The following is a 26,413-nucleotide window of genomic DNA, read 5'->3' on the forward strand; positions in this document are numbered from 1 at the left end:
CTGTTTCTACTCCTCTGCAAGCTGTTTTTCGATCTCAGCGGTAAGGTTGTTGATCACATCGTACATGGAACCCTGCATGTCGCAGCCGGCTGCACGCATATGTCCGCCGCCTCCGAAGAATACGGCAATTTTGCTCACATCCACCTTTCCGTTGGAACGGAGAGATACTTTAAAGAGCTGCGTCTCCATCTCATAGATAAAGATCGCAACCTCCACGCCTGCGGTCAGACGGAGCTGGCTTACGATTCCCTCCAGATCCTTTCCTTCCACACCGTAGAAATCCATCTCTCGTCTTTTCAGATATCCGACTACGCATTTGCCATCCTGAAGCAGAATGCTCTCTGCCAGCACACGGCCCATAACCTGATTCTGAAGATATGTTTTCTGGTAAAAGGACTCATCGATGATCCTGCTGAAATCAAATCCTGTTTTCATCAGCTCACCGGCAATCCTCATGGTTTCCGGTGTTGTGGAAGAATACTGGAATACGCCGGTGTCATGTGCCATTCCCGTATAAATTGGAACCGCAATGGAACGGTCAATCTTATCTGCATCCAGAAGCCCGTAAAGAACCTCACATGCGGAACCGACGTCGCCCCTTACATGATTGACATCCGCAAACCCCTTATTGCTTACATGATGGTCAATGCATGCGGTCTTTTTTGCTGTGTCAAAATACTTTCCGGCAACAGCAAGGCGATCCAGTGCGCTGACATCACAGGTGATAAAAAGATCATACTCTTTCTCTTCTTCTGCTTCTGTCTTAACCTCATCCATTCTGTCGATGTAATCAAATATAGGCTTCGGCTGTTCCAGATAGACATCTGCCTCAATATCCGGAAAATATTCCCGGATATAAAGGTACAGAGCCATACAGGAACCGATACAGTCTCCATCCGGACGGATGTGGCCGCCAATGCCTACGGTTTTTACATTTTCCAGTATTTCTGAAATGTTTTTCATTTTTTCCACCTATTCCTCTGTTTCCATCCCACTCATTACGTCATTGATCTTCTTTGACATATTTACGCCATATTCGATGGACTCATCCAGAACGAAACGGATCTCCGGCGTATTGCGGAGGTTCAGTCTTCTGGCCAGCTCTCTCCGGATATAACCCTCTGCGTTCTTTAATCCACGGATGGTGGAATCTTTGGCCTGCTTTTCGCCAAGTACACTGATGTAGGCTTTGCAGGTTTTAAGATCCGGTGCCACCTCCACGGCTGTCACAGAAGTCATCGGATGAATTCTGGGGTCCTTGATTTCGCTGTGTATGATGGTGCTGAGTTCTTTAAGAACTGCACCATTCACACGTGTATTTTTAATGCTGTTTTTTCTCATTACAAGTCACTCCTATCTTGGTACCTCTACCATGATATATGCTTCGACTTTATCTTCTTCTTTAACATCGTTGAAGTCGTTGAATACAAGACCACACTCATATCCTGCACGGACTTCCTTAACGTCATCTTTAAATCTCTTCAGGGATGCAAGCTCACCCTCAAAGATCTGGTCCTCACCTCTTGTGATACGAACCTTGCAGTTACGCTGGAATGTACCATCCAGTACATAGCTTCCTGCGATGGTTCCCACACCGGATGCCTTGAACAGCTGACGTACTTCTGCGTGGCCGATAACTTTCTCCTCGAATACCGGATCCAGCATACCTTTCATGGCTGCCTCCACATCCTCGATTGCCTGGTAGATAACCTTGTAAAGTCGAAGGTCAACGCCCTCCTGCTCAGCAAGCTGTTTTGCTGTGGTATCCGGACGTACGTTAAATCCGATGATGATGGCATTGGATGTTGCGGCAAGGCTGACATCAGACTCATTGATGGCACCTACACCTCCATGGATCACCTTAACGATAACTTCCTCGTTGGAAAGTTTGGTAAGGCTCTGTTTTACAGCCTCAACAGATCCCTGTACATCGGCTTTGACAATGATCGGAAGCTCTTTAAGGTCGCTTGCCTGGATCTGATCAAACAGGTTATCCAGAGAAAGTTTGCCCTTGGTCTCCTCAAGAAGACGGCTCTTGTTCTCTGTAACGAATGCGCCTGCAAAGTTCTTGGCTTCTTTGTCGCTCTCGAAGGACATCAGGATCTCACCTGCATTTGGAACATCTCCAAGTCCAAGGATCTCAACCGGAGTGGACGGGCCTGCTTCTTTAACACGGCGTCCCTTGTCATCCATCATTGCACGGACTTTACCGTTGCATGCACCTGCTGCAATGAAATCTCCTACATGGAGAGTACCCTTCTGAACAAGGATGGTAGCAACCGGTCCTTTACCTTTATCAAGCTGAGCCTCGATAACAAGACCTCTTGCCTCACGGTTCGGGTTTGCTTTCAGCTCGGAAACCTCAGCAGTAAGAAGGATCATCTCAAGAAGGTTCTCGATTCCCTCTCCTGTATGTGCGGATACCGGAACAAAGATGGTGCTTCCGCCCCAGTCCTCAGGGATCAGTTCATACTCGGAAAGTTCCTGTTTTACACGCTCTACATTTGCGCTTGGTTTATCGATTTTGTTGATGGCAACGATGATCTCAACGCCTGCTGCTTTTGCATGGCTGATGGCCTCTACAGTCTGCGGCATGACGCCATCGTCTGCGGCAACGACCAGAACTGCGATATCCGTAGCGTTGGCACCACGCATACGCATAGCTGTGAACGCCTCATGTCCCGGTGTATCCAGGAATGTGATCTTCTGGCCTTTGATGTTTACCACGTAAGCACCGATGTGCTGTGTGATTCCGCCGGCCTCGCCTCTGGTTACGTTTGTATTACGGATGGCATCCAGAAGAGATGTTTTACCATGGTCAACGTGACCCATGACGCAGACTACCGGAGGTCTTGGAACCATATCGTCCTCATCCTCTTCATCCTCTTTGAGGAGTTCTGCGATCACGTCTACTTTTTCTTCTTTCTCGGCAATGATATCAAAGCCAAGTGCGATCTCCTCTGCCTTGTCAAAGTCGATCTCCTGGTTTACGGTTACCATGACACCTTCCATGAAAAGTTTCTTAACGATCACAGATGGCTGCATCTTCATAGCGTCCGCAAGCTCACGGATGGTAAGCTTCTCAGGAATGGTGATCTCCTTGATCTCAGGTTTCTTCTCTTCCTGCTTCGGCTGTGGATTCGGTTTCTGAAGCGCTTTCGGGATTCTGGAATTCGGTCTGCGTCCACCCTGATTTGGTCTGCGTCCGCCCTGGCCGCCTTTCTCGAAATCTTTCTTCTTGTTCTTGTTCTCTCTGTCACGCTCACGCTTGCTGTCCTTGGATGTCTTGGTCAGCTCCGGAGTAAATACGGAATCGGAAGAACTGCTTCTTTTCTGTCCCGGACGTGCTCCGCCCTGGCCGCCGCGGTTCTGACCGCCGAAACGGTTATCTCCGCCTCTTCCGCCTTCAGAACGTCCACCCTGGCCGCCCTGGCCACGGTTTGCTCCGCCGCCGAAACGGTTTCCGCCATCTCTGCCTTCGAAGCGTCCGCCCTGACCGCCCTGGCCACGGTTTGCTCCACCGCCGAAACGGTTTCCGCCTCTTCCGTCATTCTGACGTGGTCCTCTGTTTCCTTCACCCTGTCTTGCCGGACGTCCCTCACCATTCTGGGAACGGTTTCCACCAAAACGGTTTCCACCGTCTCTTCTTCCCTCGAAGCTTCTTCCGTCACGGTTGCCGTCTCTTCTTCCTTCCGGACGATTACCCTGCGGTCTTCCGCCCTGAGTACGGTTTGCTCCGCCCTGAGAGTTTCTCTGCTCGCCGGATTCGTTATTTCTTGTACCCTGGCCTGCCGGACGCTGTCCGCCGTTCTGGGAACGTGCCGGGCCTTTTTTCTCGCCTGCTGCCGGTTTTCTTCTTCCTTTACCGCCGTCGCTGGCATTCTGTGCATGGAATACACGGATGATATTTTTTTTCTTTTTCGGTGCCTCAGACTTGTTACCCTCTGCGTTCACCGTTGTTGTCTTTTCTTCTGTTTTTGGAGTATCCAATTGTCTATATTGCTCCTTTCCCGATCTGCTGAATTTATCTTTTATCATTATTATCGTCAAACCTCCTTACAGACGCCTGTATCATGCAGGTTATCTGCCGGATTCTTTTTCCAGCTCCTTCATGATCGCCTTTGCAAAATTTTCGTCCTGCACGGCAAGGCTGGCACGGAATTCTTTGCCCATTGCTCTGCCCAGGCTCTCTTTGTCTGAAAGGAAATATAACGGAACTTCGTAATAGGTACACATATTCCGAAATTTCTTTTTTGTGTTTTCGGAGGCATCATCTGCCACCAGTGCCAGGAAACCTTTTCCTGTTTTTACGGATTTCTCTGTGGAAAATTCTCCGCTCACTGTTTTTCCTGCTTTTGTCGCAAGTCCGATGAGTGATAAAACCTTACTGTTTTTCAATTGACTCAAACTCCTTCTTGAGGTTCTGATACACTTCATCCGGAACTGCCATTTTCAAGGAACGCTCCAGGCCGTGGTTTTTGATGGCCTTTTCCAGGCATTCCTCTGAGAAACAAAGGTATGCGCCGCGTCCGTTTTTCTTACCTGTAGCGTCCAGGATGATCTCATTCTCTGATGTTTTGAGAACTCGTATCATTTCCTTTTTGCTTTTCATTTCCCTGCAGCCGGTACACTGACGCATGGGAATCTTGGTTCTCGTTTTCATTATTCTTCGGCATCTCCATCTGCTGTTTCTTCAGCTTCTGTTTCTGTCTCTTCTGTATCTTCCTCTGTTTCCGGAATTTCTTCGGAAACAGCCTCTTCTGTCATTTCGTCCTCTGCTTCTTCGTGTTCCTCATCGTAATCATCGTAGAAGTCACCGGACTCTCTTGCCTGTGTCTCGCTCTTGATGTCGATCTTGAATCCTGTAAGTCTTGCAGCAAGACGTGCGTTCTGTCCCTCTTTACCGATGGCAAGGGAAAGCTGATAATCCGGAACTACAACCAGTGCAGTCTTCTCATCCGGATCTGCCATAACTGCGATAACTTTTGCAGGGCTTAATGCGTTCTCGATAAGGATTGCCGGGTTCTCATCCCAGTTGATGATATCGATCTTCTCACCGTGAAGTTCGTTGACAACCGCACCTACACGTGCGCCGTTCATACCGACACATGCTCCCACAGCATCTACATCCGGATCGTTACTCCATACGGCGATCTTGGTACGGGAACCTGCCTCACGGGCAATGCTCTTGATCTCAACGGTACCATCTCTTACCTCTGCAACCTCGGACTCGAAAAGTCTCTTTACAAGGCCAGGATGTGTTCTGGAAACAAGGATACGTGGTCCCTTCGGTGTATCCTTTACCTCAAGGATGTAAACCTTTACTCGCTCAGTCGGCTGGAATGTCTCGCCTTTTACCTGCTCGTTCTCTGTGAGGACTGCGTCTGCCTTACCGAGGTTGATGCTGACATTTTTGCCCATTACTCTCTGAACAATACCGGTTACTACTTCTTTTTCGATTCCGTAGTACTGATCGTAGAGAACTTTGCGCTCTTCCTCACGAATCTTCTGAAGAATGACGTTCTTTGCGTTCTGGGTTGCGATACGTCCGAATTCCTTGGACTGGATCTCAACTTTCATAACATCACCGATCTCTGCGTTGGTGTTTGTTTTCTGTGCATCCACCAGAGAAATCTCAAGGGCCGGGTCCTCCACATGCTCTACAACAGTTCTGTCAGCGTAAACACTGAAATCACAGGTCTCCGGATCGATCATAACGTGAACGTTATCTGCCTTTCCGAAATGATTCTTACATGCCTGGATCAGTGACTGCTCAATTGCCTCCAGCAGTGTATCCTTACTGATGTTTTTCTCTTTTTCGAGAACGTCCAGCGCGTCTCTTAAATCTCTGCTCATTTTCCTTTTTTTCCTCCTGAATTTTTACAGATTCGATTCTCTTTTAGAATTCGATCGCAAGACGAATCAGGGCGATATCTTTTTTATCAAAAGTGCGTTCTGTGCCGTCTTCATCGATTGTCACACTGTTACTATCATATGCATTTAAAATACCGCAGAATTCTTTCTGTTTCTCGATCGGCCGGTAGGTACGGATCTCCACCAGCTTGCCAAGGCTTCTCTTAAAGTCTTTCTCTTTCTTAAGAGGCCGGTCAAGTCCCGGAGAACTGATCTCCATAATATAGCTGTCTTCGATGAAATCCTGCTCATCCAGGATATCGCTGAATGCACGGCTTACGTCTTCGCAGTCATTGACTGTGATTCCGCCCGGCTTGTCGATATAACCTCTGAGATACCAGGTTCCAGCTTCCTTGACATACTCCACATCTACCAGTTCAAAGCCCTTGGACTCTACGATCGGTGTAAGGATCGCCTCTGCTTTCTGTTCATATTCTTCCCGTCTGCTCATGCTTCCCACCTGCCTTTCTTATTTCTGCCTGTTTCTGAACAAATTCCTTCTCAGCAAATAGGAGCGGGCTCTCGCCCACTCCTATGCCAACAAGTTCTTAGTTTCGTTCATTGTAACACCAATGTCTGTTAATTGCAAGTATTAATTGCGATTTCCGGTTTTTGTGGTTTTTGTACATCCAACGTGCTATCTCTTATGATAATCTCCCGTTCTCCATCTCATACACCACATCTGCCACGTTCATGGTGGAGACTCTGTGGGATACCAGGACTACAGTGCGGCGGGTGGTGTCTTCTTTCAGGGACTTGAGGATGGTGGCTTCGTAGAGCTGACCTTTGTCTACGTATTTCAGGGAGGAGAGCCTTCCCCTCATATCTGCCCGTCAAACCGGAAATGAGCGTGCATCTCACGAATGGTCAGTTCCAGCCAGATCACCGTAGGCTGTGAGATGGATGGCGGGGTGGTGATCAGATTCTCGGCTTCACACCTTTGGTGTCTCGCTTGGCGAGTTTGACTTTGTTGAGTACGTATGGTTTGTCGTGGTAGGTAATGGCATACTCCTGCCTGCTTTCCAAAAGATACGCATGGTGGATCCGGTCTTCACCGGTAAGCTTCATGCCACGGACACCCATAGCGTTTTTCTTGGTGACGGATATCTCGGTTTTCATGATACGGAGAAAGTATCCCTTTTCAGACTGGAACACAACCTGATCCATCTCGTCCGCTGCTCCTACGAATACAAGGCGGTCATCCTCTGCAAGCTTGGTGGAAACAATGGTACGTTTGGAAGCACGGAACTCTTCTCCTTTTACCAGCTTACACATGCCATTCTCTGTAACAAAGAGCACTGTGGAGGCTGCCACCTGGCTCAGCGGTGCCACATAAAGGATCTGCTCGGAAGTACTGTCATAATTACCCAGATTATCTGCCGGAACACCTTTATCACGGAAACGTACCAGCGGGATATCCTCTGCCTTCACTGTGTGGAGCTTGCCGGTATCTGTAAAGATACAGATCTTATCCGTATTCATGCAGGTAAAGACATAGCGGCTCTCTGCATGAGCGGCATCCTTATTACGCTCGTAGGCATTCTTGTCAATGAGACGCATATATCCGAAACGATCCATCAGGAAGCAGACTTCGGTCTCTTCCATCTTCTTCTCCTCATAAACAGCTTCCTCTGCGTTTTCAATGGAAGTCTTACGCTTACTGCCGTATTCCTTCTTGATCTGATCCAGTTCACCCATGATCACTGCTGCCATGGAGTCATAATTATTCAGGATATCCTCATAAGCAGCAATGTTCTTCATGGTTTCCTCATGCTCCTTCATCAGAGCATCGATCTCCAGACCGATCAGCTTGTAAAGACGCATGTCCAGGATAGCTGCGGCCTGTTTTTCTGTGAATTTCAGGGTTTTTGCCGCTTTTTCGGAGGTCTTGGTTTTAAATCTGATCCCTTCTGTAATGCCATCTGTGAGGCATTTTTTTACCTGGTCACGGCTCTTGCTGCCGCGGAGGATCTCAATGATCAGATCAATAACATCGCAAGCCTTGATCAGACCTTCCTGGATCTCACGCTTCTCCTGTTCCTTGGCAAGAAGGGTGGTGTACTTTCTGGAATTTACTTCGAAAACAAAATCAACATGATGGGCAATGATCTGCTTCAGTCCCAGGGTCTCCGGTCTTCCGTCTGCAACTGCCAGCATATTGACACCGAAAGTATCCTCCAGTCTGGTCTTCTTGTAGAGCATATTGGTAAGGTTCTCCACGTCTGCGTCGCGCTTCAGTTCCAGAACGATACGGATTCCCTCCTTAGATGACTGGTTGGAAATGTCCACGATATCTGTAGTCTTCTTGGTTTCCACCAGAGTTGCGATATCATTGAGGAATTTTCCGATGTTGGCGCCGATCATGGTGTAGGGAATCTCTGTGATCACCAGCTGCTGACGACCACCCTTCAACTTCTCTATTTCTACCCGTCCGCGGATACGGAGCTTGCCTGTTCCGGATTCGTAGATTTTTACAAGGTCGTCCTTATTTACTACGATACCACCTGTCGGAAAATCCGGGCCCTTGAGATAACGCATCAGCCCACGGGTGCTGATATCATTGTTCTTCATGTATGCCTTCACTGCATCTACTACTTCACCCAGATTGTGAGGTGGGATGCTGGTGGCCATACCTACAGCGATTCCGTCGGCTCCGTTTACCAGAAGGTTAGGGATTCTTACCGGAAGCACTACCGGTTCTTTCTCGGTCTCGTCGAAGTTCGGCATAAAGTCCACAACGTTCTTATCAAGATCTTCCAGAAAAACCTCCTGGGTCAGCTTCTCAAGACGTGCCTCTGTGTATCGCATGGCTGCGGCTCCGTCTCCCTCAATGGAACCAAAGTTTCCATGTCCGTCAACCAGTGTACGACCTTTCTTAAATTCCTGCGCCATGACTACAAGAGCATCATAAATAGAACTGTCACCGTGAGGATGATATTTACCCATGGTATCTCCTACGATACGGGCACATTTACGGTACGGGCGGTCGTAACGGATGCCCAGCTCATACATATCGTAAAGGGTCCGGCGCTGTACCGGCTTCAGTCCGTCACGTACATCCGGCAGCGCTCTGGAAATGATAACGCTCATGGCGTAATCGATATATGATTTCTGCATGATCTCCGCATAATCGGTGCGGATGATATTGTCCTGTTTCGTATTCATAGTTTATTCTCCCAATTTTGATCCGTTGGTGCCAGTCTGCATTCGATCCATTCATGGATGCCCTGCCCTCCGGCTTCGACATTTCTCCCTGCTGTTATCAGATATCCAGCTCTGCATCCGTTGCATGCTCATAGATAAACGCCTTACGTGGCGGAACATCGCTTCCCATCAGGATTTCTGTCACATCAGAAGCCATGCGGGCATCTTCGATCTCCACACGTTTCATCATCCTGGTTTCCGGATTCAGAGTCGTCTCCCACAGCTGCTGGGCGTCCATCTCTCCCAGACCTTTATATCTCTGAAGGGTAAAACTTCCAGGTTTATGGCTCCGGCGGTATTTCTCCAGGGCCTTGTCATCGTAAAGATATTCCTCCTGTCCCTTCTTGGGCATTACTTTATAAAGAGGCGGCATGGCAATGTATACATGTCCCTCATAGATCAGTTCCGGCATAAAACGGTAGAATAATGTCAGAAGCAGCGTGGAGATATGTGCTCCGTCCACATCGGCATCGGCCATGATCACAATCTTATCGTAACGGAGTTTGGTAATATCGAAATCGTTTCCATATCCTTCGGAAAAGCCGCATCCAAAAGCGTTGATCATGGTCTTGATCTCCGCATTGGCCAGTACCTTGTCGATGGTGGCCTTCTCTACATTGAGGATCTTACCGCGGATAGGCAGGATAGCCTGATAGTTACGGTCTCTGGCAGTCTTGGCAGAACCGCCGGCGGAATCTCCCTCTACAATAAAGATCTCGCAGAGAGACGGATCTTTCTTCTCACAGTTGGCCAGCTTGCCGTTGGAATCAAAAGAGTATTTCTGCTTGGTGAGAAGATTGGTCTTGGCACGTTCTTCCGTCTTACGGATCTTGGCCGCTTTTTCCGCACAGGAAAGTACTGTCTTCAGTGTTTCCAGGTTTCGGTCAAAGAAGAGTACCAGCTGTTCCCCTGTCACTTTACCGGTGGCTCTGGACGCATCCTGGTTGTCCAGCTTGGTCTTGGTCTGGCCCTCAAAACGGGGTGCCGGATGTTTGATGGAGACAACGGCTGTCATACCATTTCGGATATCTGCGCCTGTAAAATTGGGATCTTTATCCTTCAGCACACCGATCTCACGTGCGTAAGTGTTCATTACGGTTGTAAAGGTTGTCTTAAAACCGGTCAGATGCGTTCCGCCCTCTGCATTGTAGATATTGTTACAGAATCCGAGAACATTTTCACGGAATTCATTGGTAAACTGAAAAGCTATCTCCACCTGGATTCCGTCTGCCTCTCCTTTAAAGTAGACCGGATCATGAAGTGGTTGTGCGTTCTTATTGAGATCACGGATAAATCCCACGATTCCCTCCGGCTCATGATACTGGATATCTTCGATCATATCCCCTCTTCGGTCCTCAAAATGGATCGTAAGTTCCGGGTTCAGGTAAGCAGTCTCGTGAAGACGGCTCTTTACATCGGCTGCCCCGAATCTTGTTTTCTCAAAGATCTCCGGGTCCGGAAGGAAGTTCACACAGGTTCCGGTTCCTCTGGTTTTCCCCAGCTTCGGGAGAAGTCCTGCTTCCAGTTCAATGGTAGGGATTCCTCTCTCATAGTGGTCATGATGTACATAGCCGTCACGGCTGATCTTAATATCCAGATAGGTGGACAATGCATTTACAACCGAAGAGCCCACGCCATGAAGTCCACCGCTTGTCTTATATGCGGAATTATCAAACTTACCGCCTGCATGAAGAGTTGTAAAAACAAGTCGTTCCGCTGACACGCCCTTGGCATGCATATCTACCGGGATTCCTCGTCCGTTATCTTCTACTGTACAGGAACCGTCCTTCTCAAGAACTACATGGATCAGGCTGCAATATCCTGCAAGGTGCTCGTCTACCGCATTGTCTACGATCTCATATATCAGATGGTTCAGTCCCTTTCTGGATACGCTTCCGATGTACATACCGGGGCGCTTTCGTACGGCCTCGAGGCCTTCCAGGACAGAGATACTGTCCGCATCATAAGTGTCTTTTTTTGCCATTCCACTGATTCCTTTCTTTTTCTTTTTCGAACATTTGTTTGTATTATATCAGAAATTTGCTTTTTCGTAAAGCAGACATTTATATTCCTACTATATTATATAGTTACTATATTGATTTCTGTAAAATATTCCTTTTTTCTTTTCACAGTATAGCAGCTCAGGAAATCTGTCTGTCCGTCAAACGGATATTCATAACCCCACCGGGGACTTATTTGATTTGGATCAAGCGGATATTCGCAATCCGCTTCGCTACTTGCTCATAACCAAATAACTGCTCCGCAGTTTATCAGGAGAAGCTTGCACTCCTCCTGATACAAGCAAGTCCCCACCCACTGCTTATTGCTTTTCGCAATTGAAGCAGGGGACTTACTTGATTTGGTTAAAAGACTGATTTCTTCAGCCGCCACAGCCTATCTATTCTATCAAACCCCCTTTAAAACTGCAAGTAAAATCCTGCCCCTGAAATCCCTCGAAAATTTTTTTTAAAAAATCGAAAAAAATACTTGCATTTTGAAAAAAAGTGTTATATACTAACGAAGTCGGTTGAGGGAAATAACTTAAACGACAGAAACGAATGAATATGGCCAGTTGGTCAAGGGGCTAAGACGCCGCCCTCTCACGGCGGAAACACGGGTTCGATTCCCGTACTGGCTATTCTAAAAAGCAGTTAGAATTATTCTAACTGCTTTTTTCGTTATTCTGAAAATAATAAAAAAACAGGAAGCATAAAAAAGTCCCTCATTCTTCAGATGCTCCCTATCACATTCATCTCGTATAATGATATCTGCAAGCCAGTATATAAACATTTTCATCATCTATCTGATAAATCAGCCGGTCCTTATCATTAATACGTCTTGACCAGAAACCTGCCAAATTTCCTGTCAAGGGTTCCGGTTTACCGATCCCCTGATTGCCATTCCTGCATATATCCTCTATCAACGCATTGATCTTCTTCAGTGTCTTTTTATCTTCGGTCTCCCAGTAAGCATAGTCTTCCCATCCGTTCTGCGTGAATACCTTATTCATCATTCAACCTCTTTCAACTTATGAATACCTGCTTTTCCTTCCTGTAACTGTTTCTTTGATTCCATAATCCAGTCATAATTTGCGCGATCTTCCATAAGATAAAGATTTTCCATAAGATTGTTGTAGGATTCTTCCGACATCATCACCACATTTCTGTTGTTTTTACGAGTAACGATCATGGTTTCATAGTCATCTGTAACCTTATCCATATAATTTTTCATATTTTCCCGTAAATTCGTATAATTTACCGCTAACATATACGCCCTCCTTTTCTGTACAGTATTCTGTACTTTTATTATACGTACATTATATACAGCTGTCAATAATCTATACAAAACATGGATTTTTTTGCATTTTTTTATTTTCTGTTTTATAATTTTCCCTGAAAAAATACTTATGATAAGGGGTGACTTCTCATGCATCACAAACTTTCTTTTCGCAGAAAACTGCAGGCGTTTTTTCTTTCGCTGCTGCTTGTTCTGCTGACAGCCGCAGGAGTTCCCTCTGCTGCTTATACAGCTGAGGCTGCTTCTGCTGACACGACAATGGCTGTCCATTTTCTGGATGTGGGACAGGGACTTTCGATCCTGGTACAGTCGCGGGGAGAGAATCTTCTGTATGACGGCGGTGACCGGGGACATTCCAGTTTCGTGGTTTCGTATCTGCAGAAACAGAATATTTCTACCATCGACTATATGATCTCCTCCCATTATGATGAGGATCATGTGGCTGGTCTCGTAGGATGTCTGGACAGTTTTTCCGTAAAAAATGTGATCGGCGCGGATTATGTGCAGGATACGAAGATCTATCAGTCTTTCGAGAACAGTGTTGCCTCTCAGGGACTGACTGTGCAGCATCCGGAACCAGGAACGGATTTCGCCTTCGGAAGCGGGAAATTTACGGTTCTTTCTCCCCAGTCTATCAGCAGCAATGATAACGATAATTCTGTTGCGATCCGACTGGAAAACGGAAGCAATCATTTCCTGTTTACGGGAGATGCGGAGTCTGCCGGTGAGGAAGCGATCTGTAATCTGGGACTGGATCTTTCCTGCGATGTGATCGTTCCGGGGCATCATGGTTCTGCCACTGCTACTACCTGGGATCTGCTCCAGGAGACAGTTCCGGAATATGCAGTGATCAGCTGTGGCGCCGGTAATTCCTACGGGCATCCGCATAAGGATACTATGGACAAACTTGCCGATATGGGAATCCAGGTGTTTCGTACGGATGAGCAGGGTACGGTTATCGCGGTCAGTGACGGAAATAATATTGAATGGAACCAGAGTCCGTGTAATGATTATTCTGCAGGTAATGAATCGGATACCGGTACGCAGCCTTCTTCTGCTTATGATAATTCCGGTGCATCCGGCTATGATTCTTCCGATGGGGCGGCTTCGGATTCTCAGGCTGAAGTGCAGGCTGATCCGGAACCGGTCGGGGATATGGTATGGATCTCTGCTACCGGAAGCAAGTATCACCGAATCCCCAACTGCGGAAATATGAACCCGGATAATGCTACGGAGATGACGCGCGCGCAGGCGGAAGCTGCGGGGTATGGGGCTTGTAAGAAGTGTTATTAAAAACGGCAATGTGTTTCGAACATGCTGAATGTCATGCGGCATTGATATACTATGGATAATTTTTAAGAATATTATTTAAGGACAGCTGTATCATACATTGATATGATATGGCTGTCCTTTTCTTTATGTATCTTATTATTTTCTCTTCTGTAGGGTCCTGGCTTATGCCCGGATAGATTTCGACTCTGTTGGAATTGTTCCTACATCATTTTTCAATATCCTCCGCCGGTTCGGCCGGTACGAAGACTCTCTTCTTTTCTTTCTTCTCTTTTTTTGCGGCTTTGGCCCGCTCGGTGGCTTCCAGGCAGAATTCCATCTGGGAGTTTATCAGGGTTTTTCCCCGTTTATCCTGTTTCTCATAGAGACCGGAGGGCTTAAGGATATGCGCTTTTACATTGTCACGGAATTCCAGATCCAGCACATGTTTGATCTCGTCCTTGATTCCCTCATCTTCCACAGGGAAAACGATCTCCACACGACGATCAAGATTACGTGGCATCCAGTCTGCACTTCCCATGTAGATCTCATCGGAACCACCATTATGGAAATAGAAAATCCGGCTGTGCTCCAGGAAATTGCCGACAATGGAACGCACATGGATATTTTCACTGATACCCGGAATGCCCACCTTCAGACAGCAGATACCACGAACCAGAAGATCGATCTTTACACCGCAGGAAGAAGCGTAATACAGTGCCGCCATGATTGCAGGGTCACACAGGGAATTCATCTTCGCCACAATGTGGGCCTCTTCTCCGTCTTTCGCATGCTGTGCTTCTCTCTCGATCATTTTTACAAAACGGTCTTTCATCCAGATGGGCGCAACGATCAGACGGTTCCAGCGTTTCGGCTCGGAATATCCGGAAAGCATGTTAAAGACAGCCGTTGCATCCTCACCAAACCGCTCATCACAGGTAAAAATACCGCAGTCTGTATAAAGTTTGGCTGTGGAATCGTTATAGTTTCCGGTTGCCAGATGGACATATCGGCGGATTCCGTTTTCTTCTCTTCGCACAACAAGGGTGATCTTGCTGTGTGTCTTCAGTCCTACCAGACCATAAATTACATGACAGCCTGCTTTTTCCAGCATTTTGGCCCAGACGATATTGTTTTCCTCGTCAAAACGTGCTTTCAGCTCCACAAGAACAGAAACCTGCTTGCCGTTTTCTGCTGCCTGAGCCAGCGCTGCAATGATGGGGGAATTGCCGCTGACACGATACAGTGTCTGCTTGATTGCCAGTACATCCGGATCTTTTGCCGCCTGGCGCACAAAATTCACCACCGGATCAAAACTCATATATGGATGATGCAGGAACACATCCCCTTCCCGGATCACCTGGAAAATGTCCTTATCATTCTGAAATGCCGGTACTGCTGCCGGTTTGTACTTCGGCTCCTTGAACTGATCATATCCATCGATACCATAAACCTTCATCAGCATGGTCAGATCCAGCGGTCCGTTGATAAAAAAGATGTCATCTCCGTGAACCTGAAATTCCATTTTCAAAATATCCAGAAGCCTCGGGTCCATCTTATCTTCCACTTCCAGACGGATCACTTCGCCCCACTGACGCTTTTTCAGCTGTTTCTGGATCTCCACCAGAAGATCCTCCGCCTCATCCTCATCGATGGAAAGATCTGCATTACGCATGATCCGGTACGGATGTGCACAGATCACATCGTAGCTTAAAAACAGTTTGTCAATGTTCCGCTCAATGATCTGCTCCAGAAGCGTTACGGTTGTATGACCTTTTTTTTCGGAAGGGATGATCACCACTCTCGGAAGCACGGAAGGCACCTGCACGGTGGCAAAATCTATCTCTTCTTTTCCTTTTTTGGTATCTTTTCTGGAAAGAAGTGCTCCGATGTTCAGTGTCTTGTTACGGATCAGCGGAAATGGTCTGGAAGAATCCATTGCCATGGGTGTCAGAACCGGATATACATTATCCTCAAAATACCGGTCTACAAATTCCTTCTGTTTCTCAGAAAATGCCTCATGCTCAAAGATCACATGAAGTCCTGCTTTTTCAAGGGCAGGAACCAGAGACCGGTTTAATGTACTGTACTGTACGTGAACCAGATCATGGGTCTGCTGGCTGATGGCTTTCAGCTGCTCTTTGGCTGTCATTCCCGCAATGTCCGTTTTTTTGTACCCTACATGAACCTGGTCTTTCAGGGATGCCACACGGACCATATAAAATTCATCCAGATTGGATGAGGTAATACTCAAAAATTTCAGTCTCTCAAACAGAGGCAGATTTTTGTCCCTGGCCTCACTGAGTACGCGGTCGTCAAATTTGATCCAGCTCAGCTCTCTGTTTACAAAATATTCCGGTTTGTCAAATTCCTTAAATTTCATACAAAAACCTCCTCCGTTATCTTCTTCCTTTCCGTCTCATTACAAGCCGGATGCCAAACACCTCTTCAAAAAATTCCTTTTTATCTTTCAGAAGACCCAGTTCCAGGGAAACATCTTTCGCAGAATCCACTACCAGATAAAGAATTCTGTCCTTCAATGTTACATTGAGAGCTTTTACCTTCTGGTAATGGCTTCTGTCCATGGCATTGGCCAGACGGAGAATGGCTGTCAGCTTCGCTGTCAGGAGATAATTTTCCCTGTTCATGGAAGTTTCACGGTTGATCTCTTCGTAGCAGCCGAATTCTCTGGTATTATACCGCACCGCACTTGCGATCACCTGCCGTTCCTCTGTGGAAAGGCCTATGATCTCCGTCGCCATGATGATCCGGTAGGAACATTCTGCAACATCACTCATACTGATATATTTTCCGCAGTCATGAAGAAGAACCGCGATCTGCAGAAGAAGACGTTCACGTTTTCCCATGCCATGGATCTTTTTTGTACTGTCAAAAATATCCAGTGCCAGATCGGTGGTTCCTGCAATGTGATTCTTTCCGCTGGAATACCTTTTGGCAATATTTGCGGACGCCACCAGGATATCATTTTCAAAATTGTGGGCGCTTTTCAGATATTTGTTTTTTTCTGCATAATCATAGGCAATTCCATCCAGAAGAGAAACACCGGGGATCCACAGTGCTTCCGCCTGAAAAATTTCTATGAAATTTCGGATAATAACCATGTTCGGCACGATCAGGGAAGCATATTCCGGTTCCAGTTCCATGGATTCCGCAAGATCATAATCTGACATGTTTACGATGGTCTCGTATTTCTTCAGGAATTCTTCCTTTGTGATCATATTCTCCCCGGATCTGTCCTGAAAAATCGTATCTGTGAGAAAATCTCCCATCAGGATCAGATTGGAAATTTCTTTATCCTTAAGATAGAGCCGCTGGAAACACATCAGATCGTTGCGGATAAATTCCTCCACCAGCCGGTCATAATGTGGAGTTGTTTTCTCCAGTTCTTTTAACCGTTCACGGATACGAAGACTTCCCATTCGGATACTCTGGGTCAGCACCAGCGCATCTTTGTCAAAGAGGGAAATCTGCAGGTTTCCACCTCCGATATCCAGAATTGCCGTGCCTTTCTGAATGGCTTTTTTGAAGCCGGATTCAATGGCCGCAATGGATTTATATCCCAGAAAATGCTGCTCCGCATTGCTTAAGATCTCCACACGGATCCCGGTTCTCTGGAAAATCTGTTCCAGAATAATCACCGGATTCTCCAGTTCTCGCAGGGAGCTTGTGGCACACGCACGCCAGCTTTCCACCCCAAAGTCAGCCATCATGCGTTTAAAATCATCAAGGATCCCGCAGAGTTCATCCACAGTCTCCATCTCAAGCCGTCCTGCCGCGTAAGTTCCCCGTCCCAGTTCCAGCTGGTAACGGACATCATTGATCTCCCTAAAGCCGGTCCGCTTTGACATTTCAAAAATCTTCATGCTGACTTCATAGGATCCTATATCAATTGCCGCAAAGGTTGTCACCGCCATAGTTCATCATCCTTTCCCCCCAATACACAGGTGGACTATTTTCTCTTTTCTTCCTCTGTTCCCACAATGTAATCAATAAACTGCTGTGCGGCACGTCCGGTCAGTCCGCCATGAGAAAGTTCCCACTGGTTGGCTTTCAGAAGAAGCTCATCCTCCGGCATGGTAACGCCATAACGAGCTGCCAGTGTGCGGACGATCTCCTGGAACTGTTTTTTGTCCGGTTTGCCAAAATAGATACGGACTCCAAAACGATATACCAGGGAAAGTTTCTCCTGTACGGTATCGGAAGAATGCAGATCGTCTTCATCTGCGATCTCCAGCTTGTCTGCCGCACGCTCACGCACAAGATTACGTCGGTTACTTGTTGCATAGATCAGGACATTGTCCGGTTTTTTCTCAAGACCGCCCTCGATCACTGCTTTCAGATATTTATATTCAATCTCAAATTCCTCAAAGGAAAGATCATCCATATAAATAATAAAACGATAGTTACGGTTTTTGATCTGGGCGATCACTTCATTGAGATCCTGGAACTGATGCTTGTAGGCCTCAATGATGCGAAGACCCTGATCATAATACTGGTTCAGGATACCCTTGATACTGGAAGATTTACCGGTTCCCGCATCACCAAAGAGCAGACAGTTGTTTGCCTTTCTTCCCTGCACAAAGGCCTCTGTGTTTTCGATGAGTTTTTTCTTGGCGATCTCGTAGCCTACCAGGTCATCGATCTTCACATGTGCGATCCTTGTGATCGGCTGGATTTCTACTTTGCCATTTTCATCATGGCCGATACGGAATGCTTTGTGAAGACCCAGCTTACCTACACCAAAATCCTTGTAAAAAGATACCATATCATCCATGAACTCTTCTGTTGTGGCAGCTGCTGCCAGTGTTTTGCTCATCTGGCAGATACGGTCACGGATTCTGGTATTAAAGAGCTTACTGTTCTCATCCGGTGTCTGATAATCACAGATCACTTTACAGCATACCGTTCCAAACACTCTGTCAAATACTGTGATATCAAAATCATACAGTTCCTTGAATATCTGAAAATCATTCTTTGCCAGGTCATTGATGCTGCCTTTGATAGCCCCACGGATCTCGCTTGCCATGCTGAAGGCATTCTCGTGATTTACCAGAAGAAATGTAAGATATGTATGCCAGATATTTCCGGAAAATCCATACATTCCCGCCAGTTCCACCAGCCCGTTGATGCTTTTGAAAAACTGGTCTTCTTTTGCCTTCAGAGCTTCTTCATCAGATTCATAAAGATTGATAAGCTCTGCCATATTGTTCAGTATCTCACCGTCCGAAAATCCACGGTAAAGGATACATTCCTGAATTCTTGCCAACATAATAAATAACTCCTCTGTATCTTAATAATTTCCAAGAACACGGAGAACATTCGCCTCCGCCTCAATTCCTCTTAACGCATTTTCCACAGCGCTTTCACCAAGTTTTCCTGTAAAGTCCACGAAGAAACGGTATTCCCAGGATTTTCCCGGGATGGGACGGGATTCGATCTTAGTCATGTTCAGCCCGTTGTAGATAATGTGGGAAAGCATGTTGTAAAGGGTTCCGCTTTCATGAGGCAGCTCAAAACAGATGCTGATCTTTCCGGCTTTTTCCTCGTACTCCGGCTTCCGGCTTACAATGATGAAGCGTGTGGAGTTTGCTTTTTCCCGGCAGATGTTTTCCGCAAGGACCTTAAGGCCGAATACCTCGCCTGCCTCACGGCTTGCGATGGCTGCCACACCTTTATCTCCCACTTCGCTGACCTTTTTGGCTGCGCCTGCGGTGTTTTCCACTTCTTTCTTTTTCCAGGACGGGTACTCTTCCAGAAAGGCTTTGCACTGAGCAAGTCCCTGTGGATGGGAGCAGACTTCCCTGATATCTTCCACCGTTGCATCCGGCATTCCAAGAAGCACATGATCCACACGGATGATCTGCTCACCTACGATATAAAGTTTGTATTCCATGAGAAGGTCGTAGATATCAGCCACGATACCTGCGGTGGAATTCTCGATGGGAAGTACCGCATAGTCTGCTTTTCCGTGGGTTACATCCTCCATGGCTGTACGCCAGGTTTTTACGTGATAGCTTTCGATGTTTTTCCCAAAGTACTGGCGCATGGCTGCATAGCTGTAGGCTCCCTCGACTCCCTGGAATACAACGGTTGCATTTTCAAGGGGAACATGCTTTACAGTTGTAAAATTACGCTCTCCGTAAATCCCATGTTCTGTAAGCAGCTGATACTGTCTCTTACGGCTGATGGCCATGATCTGGCGGAAAAGCTCCTGCACGCCAAGGCTGTTAAAATCTCCGTGAGCTTTTTCTTTCAGGGTATGGATCTTCTGGCTCTCACGTGCCGGATCCAGTACCTGTTTGCCTGTTTTTATTTTATATTCAGCGACTTCCTCACTCACCTTCATTCGTTTTTCAAAGAGACGTACGATCTCGCTGTCAATCTCATCGATCTCGTCTCTGTATCTTTCCAAATCAGTCATTAATTTCCTCCGTTATGTTTCCTGATAATTTCTGTAAGATCCCCAAGGAATGCCAGGGAACCAAAAGCAATGATCACATCCTCTTTTCCTGCCAGACGATAGGCTTCTGCCACTGCAGATTCGATATCATCAAAAGCCCTTACATCGGAATGGAACTCCCGCACTGCATCTGCCAGCTCCTGGGGAGTCAGTGCTCTGGGATTATCCGGTGCCGCAATGGTGAGGATGGTATCTGCATATTTTTCTGTTTTCTGGATGACTTTGCGGTAATCTTTGTCGCGGAACATTCCCATGATGTAGATGATCCTTTTTCCCTTAAAATACCGCTCAATGGATGCTGCCAGCATGTCTGCCGCCGCAGGGTTATGAGCTCCGTCAACCACAAAATCCGGCTTCGTTCCAAGAAGAGCAAATCTTCCCGGCCAGGTGGTACGTTTCAGTCCATCCTGTCTCTGACGTAACGTTGTGGGGTATCCCTGCTCATTCAGAATTTCCAGTGCACGAAGCGCTGCCACCGCATTTTCTTTCTGGTAGGCTCCTGCCAGGGATATCGTGTACTTCTCATCTTTATAAAGAAACGTCTGGCCGGTTATGGATGCTTCCAGTACTTTTGCACAGTCCCGGTCTGCTACTTCGTATGGTACATTCTGTTCTTCGCATACTCTTCGTATGACCGTTTCTGCTTCCGGCTGCTGTTTTACCGTCACCATATGGCTGTCCGGTTTAATGATGCCGGCCTTTTTTTCTGCTATCTCGCCCAGGGTATTTCCAAGAAATGCCGTATGATCCATACTGATAGATACCAGAATGGAAAGAACTGTGGTACGGATAATGTTGGTGGCATCCAGATCGCCGCCCATACCAACTTCCATTAATACAAGATCGCATTTCTCATCCTGAAAATAAAGAAATGCGGCTGCTGTTTCAATTTCAAATACTGACGGATGCGGCTTGCCTTCTTTTACGATCTCATCGATCACTTCCGCGATCCTTGTCACATATGCTGCAAATTTCTCTCTGCTGACAGGCTCTCCGTTTACTTCCATCCTCTCTCTGTAGGAATAGACAGCCGGAGAAATATATCTTCCGACCCGGTAACCTGCACCTGATAAAGCGGAATACAGATATGCGATCACAGACCCTTTTCCATTGGTTCCCGCAACGTGAACATACTTCAGTTCATCCTGAGGATTTCCAAGCCGCCGCATCAGCTCCCTCATATTTTCCAGTCCCAGAACAATTCCTTTTTTCAGTTCTGCGGCTCTGATATAGGCGCGACTTTCTTTATAATCCATTTGTCTGTTTTCTCCTTCCGCATGTGTTGAAAATCTATTACTGCTTTATTAATTTTCGCAGTAATAATTTCGTTCATTATAACCCACACGTATATTTTTTTCAAGGCAGGGGAGACTATTAACGGCGCTTTTCTGCGTTAAATATATAAAAAGTCAAACTGTCTCTTTTTTGTTTCCAAAAAGAGAAGTTTTTTGCTGATGAGAAGGAGCTTTAAGATGCAAAAGAAGGATTTTTTTCTTTGTGGTTTTACAGGCTGGTGTCTGGAAATTTTCTGGACCGGTCTTCATTCTCTTTTCACCGGAAACTTTACCATGATGGGCAAAACCTCTCTTCTGATGTTCCCGGTTTATGGTCTTGCGGCCCTGATCCGGCCGGCTTACCGTAAGCTCAAAGGTTTTCCGGTTATGGTACGGGGGATTTTTTACAGCTGCGGGATTTTTTTCGTGGAATTTTTAATCGGATCTTTTTTTCAGAAGCTTCATATCTGTCCCTGGGACTATTCTCACGTTCCGCTCCAGTATAAAGGGGTGATCCGGCTGGACTATGCACCCTTATGGTTTCTCACCGGTCTCTTTTTTGAGTGGCTTCTTCGACAAAATCCTCGGAAAGTCTCTTGAAAATCTCACAATTATATTATATGATAACTGGAAGGAATCTGATTTCCAGTAAATAATTGGAGGTACAACATGAGACATTTAATGAGTCCGTTGGATTTCTCGGTTGAAGAGCTCGAGAAGCTTCTGAATCTCGCCGATGACATCGGGAAAAATCCCAAAAAGTACGCGCATACCTGTGATGACAAAAGGCTTGCGACACTGTTTTACGAACCAAGTACACGTACACGTTTAAGTTTCGAGGCAGCCATGATGAATCTTGGAGGAAAGGTTCTTGGTTTTTCTTCCGCTGATTCCAGCTCCGCTTCCAAGGGCGAGAGTGTTGCCGATACTATTCGCGTTGTTTCCTGCTATGCAGATATCTGTGCTATGCGTCACCCGAAAGAAGGTGCTCCGCTTGTAGCTTCTATGGCATCCAATATCCCGGTGATCAATGCCGGCGACGGCGGCCACCAGCATCCTACTCAGACATTAACTGATCTTTTAACTATCCGTTCTCTGAAAGGCAGACTTGACAATATCACGATCGGTCTCTGCGGCGATCTGAAATTCGGACGTACTGTCCATTCTCTGATCGAGGCTCTGGTCCGTTATAAAAACGTGAAATTTGTCCTGATTTCTCCGGAGGAACTTCGTATTCCAAGTTATATCCGTGAGGATGTTCTGAAACGTAACAATGTGGAATTTGTTGAAGAGGAACGTCTGGAGGATGCTCTTCCGAGTCTTGATATCCTGTACATGACCCGTGTTCAGAAGGAGCGTTTCTTCAATGAAGAGGATTATGTCCGCATGAAAGATTTCTATGTTCTGGACAAACAGAAACTGGAGCTTGCGCCGAAGGATATGTATATTCTTCATCCGCTTCCGCGTGTCAATGAGATCTCTGTTGAAGTGGATTCTGATCCGCGTGCCGCTTATTTCAAACAGGTCCAGTACGGTGTTTATGTACGTATGGCCCTGATTCTTACTTTACTGGAGGTGGAACTGCCATGTTAAACGTAGGTGCTCTTCGTGAAGGTTATGTTCTGGATCATATCAAAGCCGGCAAGGCTATGACTATTTATCATGACCTGAAACTGGATAAACTGGACTGTACCGTTGCCATTATCAAGAATGCCCGCAGCCAGAAAATGGGCAAAAAAGATATCATCAAGGTTGAATGTCCGATCGAGGATCTGGATCTGGATATCCTTGGTTTTATCGACCATAATATTACGGTAAATATTATCAAAGACGAGAAGATCGTTGCCAAGAAAGAACTGAAGCTTCCGAAACAGGTTGTGAATGTGATCAAATGCAAGAATCCTCGTTGCATCACTTCCATCGAGCAGGGACTGGATCAGATTTTTGTTCTTGCTGATGAGGAAAAGGAAGTTTACCGGTGTAAGTATTGCGAAGAGAAGTATAGCGGTAAACGGAATAAATAATAAATAGTAACTATATTAACGAACGGACGCGTCCGGTCCCCGGTTCGATATTCGGCTGTTTCGGAGCCTAGGAATACTAAGCCTGCAAAGGCCTGAATATCGAACCAGGGACCGGGCGCTGTTTTTTGGCTATTATATACGGATGTTTTTATTTTTTCTGTTATATTGTAATCAGACAATTTCTTTCTTGTGTCTTTTTGCAGAAAGGATTTTTTATGGCACAGAAAGAAATGATTACAAATGATAAAATCGGTTCTGCAACTGTAGTTCAGCATGAGGATGCGGTTTTAAAAACTGCCGCTCAGTTCTTTGCTAAGGAGTTGCTTCCTTATCTTGGTATTGATGGGAAGGTTATATCTTCTGCTCCTACAGAGTCCATTGTCCTCAATCTTAAGAAATTCTATGAAGATATCAATCTTATTATGGAAGATGGTACATGGAAGCATTTTGAGTTCCAGAGCAAGAATGAGGGAATTCCCGGTTTGAAACGTTTTCGTTCCTATGAAGCTGTCACCACATACGTTCTTTATTCGGGAAATATACAAAATCCGGTCACTTCATTTACCGAAGGAATAAACACTTATCATGTTATTCCGATCATAATGAAGGATCACAGTGCAGATGACCTGATCAAAACGCTGAAAGAGAAAGCTTCTTCTGGAGACATTCTTACAAAAGCTGATCTCGTTCCACTGACTCTGATTCCTCTGATGGACGGGCAGCTTTCCCAAAAAGAACGATTTCTTCAGGCATTTTCTCTGACTGAAAATACAAAAGATATTCCATCGGAAGATCTTCAGAAAATCGAGGCAATGATCTATACCATGGCAGATAAGTTTCTTGAAAATGATGATTTTGAACATGTTAAAGAGGGAATTCGTATGACACGTTTGGGTCAGATGCTGTTTAATGATGGTTTTAATGACGGTTTCAATAATGGTTCCCAGAAAAAGCAGCTTGAGATTGCCAGAAATCTGATAGGGAAACTCAGTGATGCTTCTATTGCTGAAACTACAGGTTTGCCTTTGGATGTGATTCTGAAACTGAAAAAAAACAAACTATGAAAGTATAAAGTTTCTGACGTTCTTTACCAAAAAAGCAACTGCTATTTCGCGGGTCTATAAACTGGCCGCAAAATACAGTTGCTTTTATTATATGCTTATTTATTATACACAGTCAGACCGATAAGCCGGGTTATGTCGTTGAGTGATCATCTATCTAGGCCTTCCGTTGCCAGAAGGCTCCAGCGACCTACCTGAAAGCACGACGGGCCGCCGTATGGCTTTCTTCTCGGTCTTGCTTCGAATGGAGTTTACATGTGCCCGCTCTGTTACCACAGCGGCGGTAGTCTCTTACACTGCCTTTCCACCCTTACCCCGCAAAGGAGGCGGTTTATTTCTGTTGCACTGGTCTGGGAGTTACCTCCACCGGACGTTATCCGGCATCCTGCCCTGTGAAGCCCGGACTTTCCTCGTCTGAACCCTTTCGTCTGTCCAGCCGCGATCACCTGGCCTGGCTGCGCATCTGATATTTTAGCACAGGTACGCAAACTTGTAAAGTTTGATTTTTTTACATTGCCATGTGGGCGGATGGCTGCGCGGGGCGCATTTCAATGCGGTAAGTGTATAGTTGCTGACTTTTGTCTGTATGCTACAGAATTCAGAGTGGAACGCTATGCCGAGCTAGCTCCTGAATTCTTCGGCATTTATGCTGAAAAGCTGTGCCGACACAGCCACACTTTCACAATTCCAGGACAGGACACCGTCTGCTTCCGTCCCCTGCCACGTATTTATGTTTTTTCCTACCAACTGGAAATGCCAGCTCCCTCTGGCGTCCGGCTTCCTACCAAATCTCCAACGTCCACTCCCGTCTATCCACAACCTCACCGATCATTCCAGCCTCCAATCCAGCCTCACCCATTCTTTTCATAATCTCCGCTGCCTCTCTCTCCGGCACCGCCGCCAACAGTCCCCCGGAAGTCTGCGGATCAAACACCACATCCTCCCTCCAGAGCACCGCCTGGCTTTTCACACCAGTTTTTTCAGCAAACTCCCGATTCCGGTAAGCCCCACCCGGGATCAGGCCCATAGAAGCAAACTTCTCCACATCCGGAAGCACCGGCAGCATCTCCGTATCAATCACGATCGTCCGCTCACTGGCCACAGCCATCTCCGTGGCATGCCCTCCAAGACCAAACCCCGTCACATCCGTACAGGCATGAACCTCAAACTCTTTCAAAATCTCACAGGCATCCCGGTTCAACCTCTTCATGGAATCCAACACCGCCCTACGGGCACCTTCCGTCACCAGATCTGCCTTGATCGCCGTATTCACGATCCCCGCACCCAGCGGCTTCGTCAAAATCAGCTTATCCCCCGTCTGCGCCCCAAAATTCTTCCAAAACTTCCTCGGATCCACAAAACCCGTCACACTAAGCCCATACTTCGGCGTATCATCCTGGATCGTATGGCCACCGGCAAGAACCGCGCCAGCCTCCATCACCTTATCCGCACCACCACGCAAAATCTCCCCCAGGATCTCCACATCCATATCTTTGGGAAACGCCACAATATTCAAAGCCGTCTTCGGAGTTCCACCCATGGCATACACATCACTCAACGCATTCGCCGCCGCGATCTGACCGAAATCATAAGGATCATCCGCCACAGGCGTAAAAAAATCCAGTGTCTGAATCAGCGCCAGATCAGAGGACACCCGGTAAACCGCCGCATCATCCGAAGTATCCGTCCCCACCAGAAGATCCGGATCGCAGAACTTCGGCAGTCCGCCAAGAACCCCTGCCAGGGTTCCCGGTCCCACTTTTGCCGCACAGCCACAGTTTGGAGCCAATTTTGTCAGTTGCACTTTCTCTCTCATGATCATTTTCCCTTTCCTTTAAGTCCTGTAAACTCTAGCCGACATCTATACGCCGCAAAGAACTTTAACTTTTT

The 26,413-nt window shown here is 46.6% G+C and carries 23 protein-coding genes, 1 tRNA gene and 1 other RNA gene; 7 read left to right on the plus strand and 18 right to left on the minus strand.

Annotation, left to right across the window (positions count from 1 at the left end; genetic code table 11):
- Positions 1-6: 6 nt before the first annotated feature.
- From G5B12_RS07375 to rimP, 7 genes are read right to left on the minus strand one after another with little or no spacing between them, the layout of a single operon-like run.
- A complete protein-coding gene (locus G5B12_RS07375) occupies positions 7-963 on the minus strand; it encodes a DHH family phosphoesterase (protein WP_161208999.1) in 957 nt (318 codons plus the stop codon).
- Between the two features lie 9 nt (positions 964-972).
- Entirely contained in the window at positions 973-1,341 is a 369-nt protein-coding gene (gene rbfA, locus G5B12_RS07380) for a 30S ribosome-binding factor RbfA (RefSeq protein ID WP_021977119.1), read from the minus strand.
- Positions 1,342-1,353: 12 nt separating this feature from the next.
- On the minus strand, positions 1,354-4,038 hold the full coding sequence (gene infB, locus G5B12_RS07385) for a translation initiation factor IF-2 (RefSeq protein ID WP_174087989.1): 2,685 nt from the start codon (positions 4,036-4,038) through the stop codon (positions 1,354-1,356).
- Positions 4,039-4,080: 42 nt separating this feature from the next.
- Positions 4,081-4,398, minus strand: coding sequence for a L7Ae/L30e/S12e/Gadd45 family ribosomal protein (locus tag G5B12_RS07390; RefSeq protein WP_021977121.1), 318 nt, complete (start codon positions 4,396-4,398; stop codon positions 4,081-4,083).
- Positions 4,385-4,663, minus strand: a complete 279-nt coding sequence (gene rnpM / locus G5B12_RS07395; protein ID WP_021977122.1) for an RNase P modulator RnpM — start codon at positions 4,661-4,663, stop codon at positions 4,385-4,387. Before rnpM ends, G5B12_RS07390 begins: the two co-directional genes overlap by 14 nt.
- Positions 4,663-5,856, minus strand: coding sequence for a transcription termination factor NusA (gene nusA, locus G5B12_RS07400; RefSeq protein ID WP_118062601.1), 1,194 nt, complete (start codon positions 5,854-5,856; stop codon positions 4,663-4,665). Before nusA ends, rnpM begins: the two co-directional genes overlap by 1 nt.
- 43 nt (positions 5,857-5,899) lie before the next feature.
- Entirely contained in the window at positions 5,900-6,364 is a 465-nt protein-coding gene (rimP, locus tag G5B12_RS07405; protein WP_118062602.1) for a ribosome maturation factor RimP, read from the minus strand.
- A 256-nt stretch (positions 6,365-6,620) separates the two neighbouring features.
- Between rimP and G5B12_RS07410 the strand changes: the two genes are divergently transcribed.
- Complete coding sequence (locus G5B12_RS07410; protein WP_174087990.1) at positions 6,621-6,761, plus strand: hypothetical protein; 141 nt, start codon at positions 6,621-6,623, stop codon at positions 6,759-6,761.
- A gap of 70 nt (positions 6,762-6,831) precedes the next feature.
- Here G5B12_RS07410 and G5B12_RS07415 read toward each other — a convergent pair whose 3' ends face one another.
- Positions 6,832-9,078, minus strand: coding sequence for a DNA gyrase/topoisomerase IV subunit A (locus tag G5B12_RS07415; RefSeq protein WP_174087991.1), 2,247 nt, complete (start codon positions 9,076-9,078; stop codon positions 6,832-6,834).
- Positions 9,079-9,175: 97 nt separating this feature from the next.
- Positions 9,176-11,101, minus strand: a complete 1,926-nt coding sequence (locus G5B12_RS07420) for a DNA gyrase/topoisomerase IV subunit B (protein ID WP_118062658.1) — start codon at positions 11,099-11,101, stop codon at positions 9,176-9,178.
- Between the two features lie 582 nt (positions 11,102-11,683).
- Here G5B12_RS07420 and G5B12_RS07425 point away from each other — a divergent pair.
- A tRNA-Glu gene (locus G5B12_RS07425) sits at positions 11,684-11,755 on the plus strand.
- A 111-nt stretch (positions 11,756-11,866) separates the two neighbouring features.
- Here the strand turns inward: G5B12_RS07425 and G5B12_RS07430 are convergent.
- The gene (locus G5B12_RS07430; protein WP_174087999.1) at positions 11,867-12,127 is read right to left on the minus strand and encodes a Txe/YoeB family addiction module toxin; all 261 of its coding nucleotides are present in this window, start codon (positions 12,125-12,127) and stop codon (positions 11,867-11,869) included.
- Positions 12,127-12,384, minus strand: a complete 258-nt coding sequence (locus G5B12_RS07435; protein ID WP_021977922.1) for a type II toxin-antitoxin system Phd/YefM family antitoxin — start codon at positions 12,382-12,384, stop codon at positions 12,127-12,129. Before G5B12_RS07435 ends, G5B12_RS07430 begins: the two co-directional genes overlap by 1 nt.
- Positions 12,385-12,543: 159 nt before the next feature.
- On the opposite strand from G5B12_RS07435, the gene G5B12_RS07440 reads away from it, so the two are divergent.
- Complete coding sequence (locus G5B12_RS07440) at positions 12,544-13,707, plus strand: ComEC/Rec2 family competence protein (RefSeq protein ID WP_174087992.1); 1,164 nt, start codon at positions 12,544-12,546, stop codon at positions 13,705-13,707.
- Positions 13,708-13,912: 205 nt separating this feature from the next.
- Here G5B12_RS07440 and G5B12_RS07445 read toward each other — a convergent pair whose 3' ends face one another.
- Genes G5B12_RS07445 through G5B12_RS07465 form a run of 5 tightly spaced genes read right to left on the minus strand, consistent with a single transcriptional unit; the run spans position 13,913 to position 21,420 of the window.
- Positions 13,913-16,066, minus strand: a complete 2,154-nt coding sequence (locus G5B12_RS07445; protein WP_021977924.1) for an RNA degradosome polyphosphate kinase — start codon at positions 16,064-16,066, stop codon at positions 13,913-13,915.
- A gap of 16 nt (positions 16,067-16,082) precedes the next feature.
- A complete protein-coding gene (locus G5B12_RS07450) occupies positions 16,083-17,618 on the minus strand; it encodes a Ppx/GppA phosphatase family protein (RefSeq protein ID WP_021977925.1) in 1,536 nt (511 codons plus the stop codon).
- A 35-nt stretch (positions 17,619-17,653) separates the two neighbouring features.
- Positions 17,654-18,973, minus strand: coding sequence for an ATP-binding protein (locus G5B12_RS07455; protein WP_021977926.1), 1,320 nt, complete (start codon positions 18,971-18,973; stop codon positions 17,654-17,656).
- Between the two features lie 21 nt (positions 18,974-18,994).
- The gene (gene pheA, locus G5B12_RS07460; RefSeq protein ID WP_118062608.1) at positions 18,995-20,125 is read right to left on the minus strand and encodes a prephenate dehydratase; all 1,131 of its coding nucleotides are present in this window, start codon (positions 20,123-20,125) and stop codon (positions 18,995-18,997) included.
- On the minus strand, positions 20,125-21,420 hold the full coding sequence (locus tag G5B12_RS07465; RefSeq protein WP_174087993.1) for a bifunctional folylpolyglutamate synthase/dihydrofolate synthase: 1,296 nt from the start codon (positions 21,418-21,420) through the stop codon (positions 20,125-20,127). Before G5B12_RS07465 ends, pheA begins: the two co-directional genes overlap by 1 nt.
- A gap of 216 nt (positions 21,421-21,636) precedes the next feature.
- Between G5B12_RS07465 and G5B12_RS07470 the strand changes: the two genes are divergently transcribed.
- From G5B12_RS07470 to G5B12_RS07485, 4 genes are all read left to right on the plus strand, one after another.
- Complete coding sequence (locus tag G5B12_RS07470) at positions 21,637-22,038, plus strand: putative ABC transporter permease (protein WP_148447585.1); 402 nt, start codon at positions 21,637-21,639, stop codon at positions 22,036-22,038.
- A gap of 69 nt (positions 22,039-22,107) precedes the next feature.
- Positions 22,108-23,031 (plus strand): aspartate carbamoyltransferase, encoded by a 924-nt coding sequence (gene pyrB / locus G5B12_RS07475; protein ID WP_174087994.1) that lies wholly within the window; start codon positions 22,108-22,110, stop codon positions 23,029-23,031.
- Entirely contained in the window at positions 23,025-23,462 is a 438-nt protein-coding gene (locus G5B12_RS07480) for an aspartate carbamoyltransferase regulatory subunit (RefSeq protein ID WP_021977931.1), read from the plus strand. The genes pyrB and G5B12_RS07480 overlap by 7 nt, the downstream gene beginning before the upstream one ends.
- Before the next feature lie 215 nt (positions 23,463-23,677).
- Positions 23,678-24,526, plus strand: coding sequence for a hypothetical protein (locus tag G5B12_RS07485; protein ID WP_174087995.1), 849 nt, complete (start codon positions 23,678-23,680; stop codon positions 24,524-24,526).
- A 105-nt stretch (positions 24,527-24,631) separates the two neighbouring features.
- On the opposite strand, the gene rnpB is transcribed toward G5B12_RS07485, so the two are convergent.
- Together rnpB and selD are read right to left on the minus strand one after the other, a co-directional pair.
- An RNA gene (rnpB, locus tag G5B12_RS07490) (RNase P RNA component class A) lies at positions 24,632-24,981 on the minus strand.
- A gap of 323 nt (positions 24,982-25,304) precedes the next feature.
- Positions 25,305-26,339, minus strand: a complete 1,035-nt coding sequence (selD, locus tag G5B12_RS07495; protein ID WP_330597646.1) for a selenide, water dikinase SelD — start codon at positions 26,337-26,339, stop codon at positions 25,305-25,307.
- Positions 26,340-26,413 lie beyond the last annotated feature (74 nt).

The organism is Blautia sp. MSK.20.85 (assembly GCF_013317245.1).
GTDB lineage: Bacteria > Bacillota > Clostridia > Lachnospirales > Lachnospiraceae > Blautia_A.

Coding starts and splice junctions, on each gene's coding strand:
- G5B12_RS07375 (WP_161208999.1), bottom strand. CDS start 963: ATGAAAAACATTTCAGAAATACTGGAAAATGTAAAAACCGTAGGCATT.
- rbfA (WP_021977119.1), bottom strand. CDS start 1,341: ATGAGAAAAAACAGCATTAAAAATACACGTGTGAATGGTGCAGTTCTT.
- infB (WP_174087989.1), bottom strand. CDS start 4,038: ATGATAAAAGATAAATTCAGCAGATCGGGAAAGGAGCAATATAGACAA.
- rnpM (WP_021977122.1), bottom strand. CDS start 4,663: ATGAAAACGAGAACCAAGATTCCCATGCGTCAGTGTACCGGCTGCAGG.
- nusA (WP_118062601.1), bottom strand. CDS start 5,856: ATGAGCAGAGATTTAAGAGACGCGCTGGACGTTCTCGAAAAAGAGAAA.
- rimP (WP_118062602.1), bottom strand. CDS start 6,364: ATGAGCAGACGGGAAGAATATGAACAGAAAGCAGAGGCGATCCTTACA.
- G5B12_RS07415 (WP_174087991.1), bottom strand. CDS start 9,078: ATGAATACGAAACAGGACAATATCATCCGCACCGATTATGCGGAGATC.
- G5B12_RS07420 (WP_118062658.1), bottom strand. CDS start 11,101: ATGGCAAAAAAAGACACTTATGATGCGGACAGTATCTCTGTCCTGGAA.
- G5B12_RS07430 (WP_174087999.1), bottom strand. CDS start 12,127: ATGAATAAGGTATTCACGCAGAACGGATGGGAAGACTATGCTTACTGG.
- G5B12_RS07435 (WP_021977922.1), bottom strand. CDS start 12,384: ATGTTAGCGGTAAATTATACGAATTTACGGGAAAATATGAAAAATTAT.
- G5B12_RS07440 (WP_174087992.1), top strand. CDS start 12,544: ATGCATCACAAACTTTCTTTTCGCAGAAAACTGCAGGCGTTTTTTCTT.
- G5B12_RS07445 (WP_021977924.1), bottom strand. CDS start 16,066: ATGAAATTTAAGGAATTTGACAAACCGGAATATTTTGTAAACAGAGAG.
- G5B12_RS07450 (WP_021977925.1), bottom strand. CDS start 17,618: ATGGCGGTGACAACCTTTGCGGCAATTGATATAGGATCCTATGAAGTC.
- G5B12_RS07455 (WP_021977926.1), bottom strand. CDS start 18,973: ATGTTGGCAAGAATTCAGGAATGTATCCTTTACCGTGGATTTTCGGAC.
- pheA (WP_118062608.1), bottom strand. CDS start 20,125: ATGACTGATTTGGAAAGATACAGAGACGAGATCGATGAGATTGACAGC.
- G5B12_RS07465 (WP_174087993.1), bottom strand. CDS start 21,420: ATGGATTATAAAGAAAGTCGCGCCTATATCAGAGCCGCAGAACTGAAA.
- G5B12_RS07470 (WP_148447585.1), top strand. CDS start 21,637: ATGCAAAAGAAGGATTTTTTTCTTTGTGGTTTTACAGGCTGGTGTCTG.
- pyrB (WP_174087994.1), top strand. CDS start 22,108: ATGAGACATTTAATGAGTCCGTTGGATTTCTCGGTTGAAGAGCTCGAG.
- G5B12_RS07480 (WP_021977931.1), top strand. CDS start 23,025: ATGTTAAACGTAGGTGCTCTTCGTGAAGGTTATGTTCTGGATCATATC.
- G5B12_RS07485 (WP_174087995.1), top strand. CDS start 23,678: ATGGCACAGAAAGAAATGATTACAAATGATAAAATCGGTTCTGCAACT.
- selD (WP_330597646.1), bottom strand. CDS start 26,339: ATGAGAGAGAAAGTGCAACTGACAAAATTGGCTCCAAACTGTGGCTGT.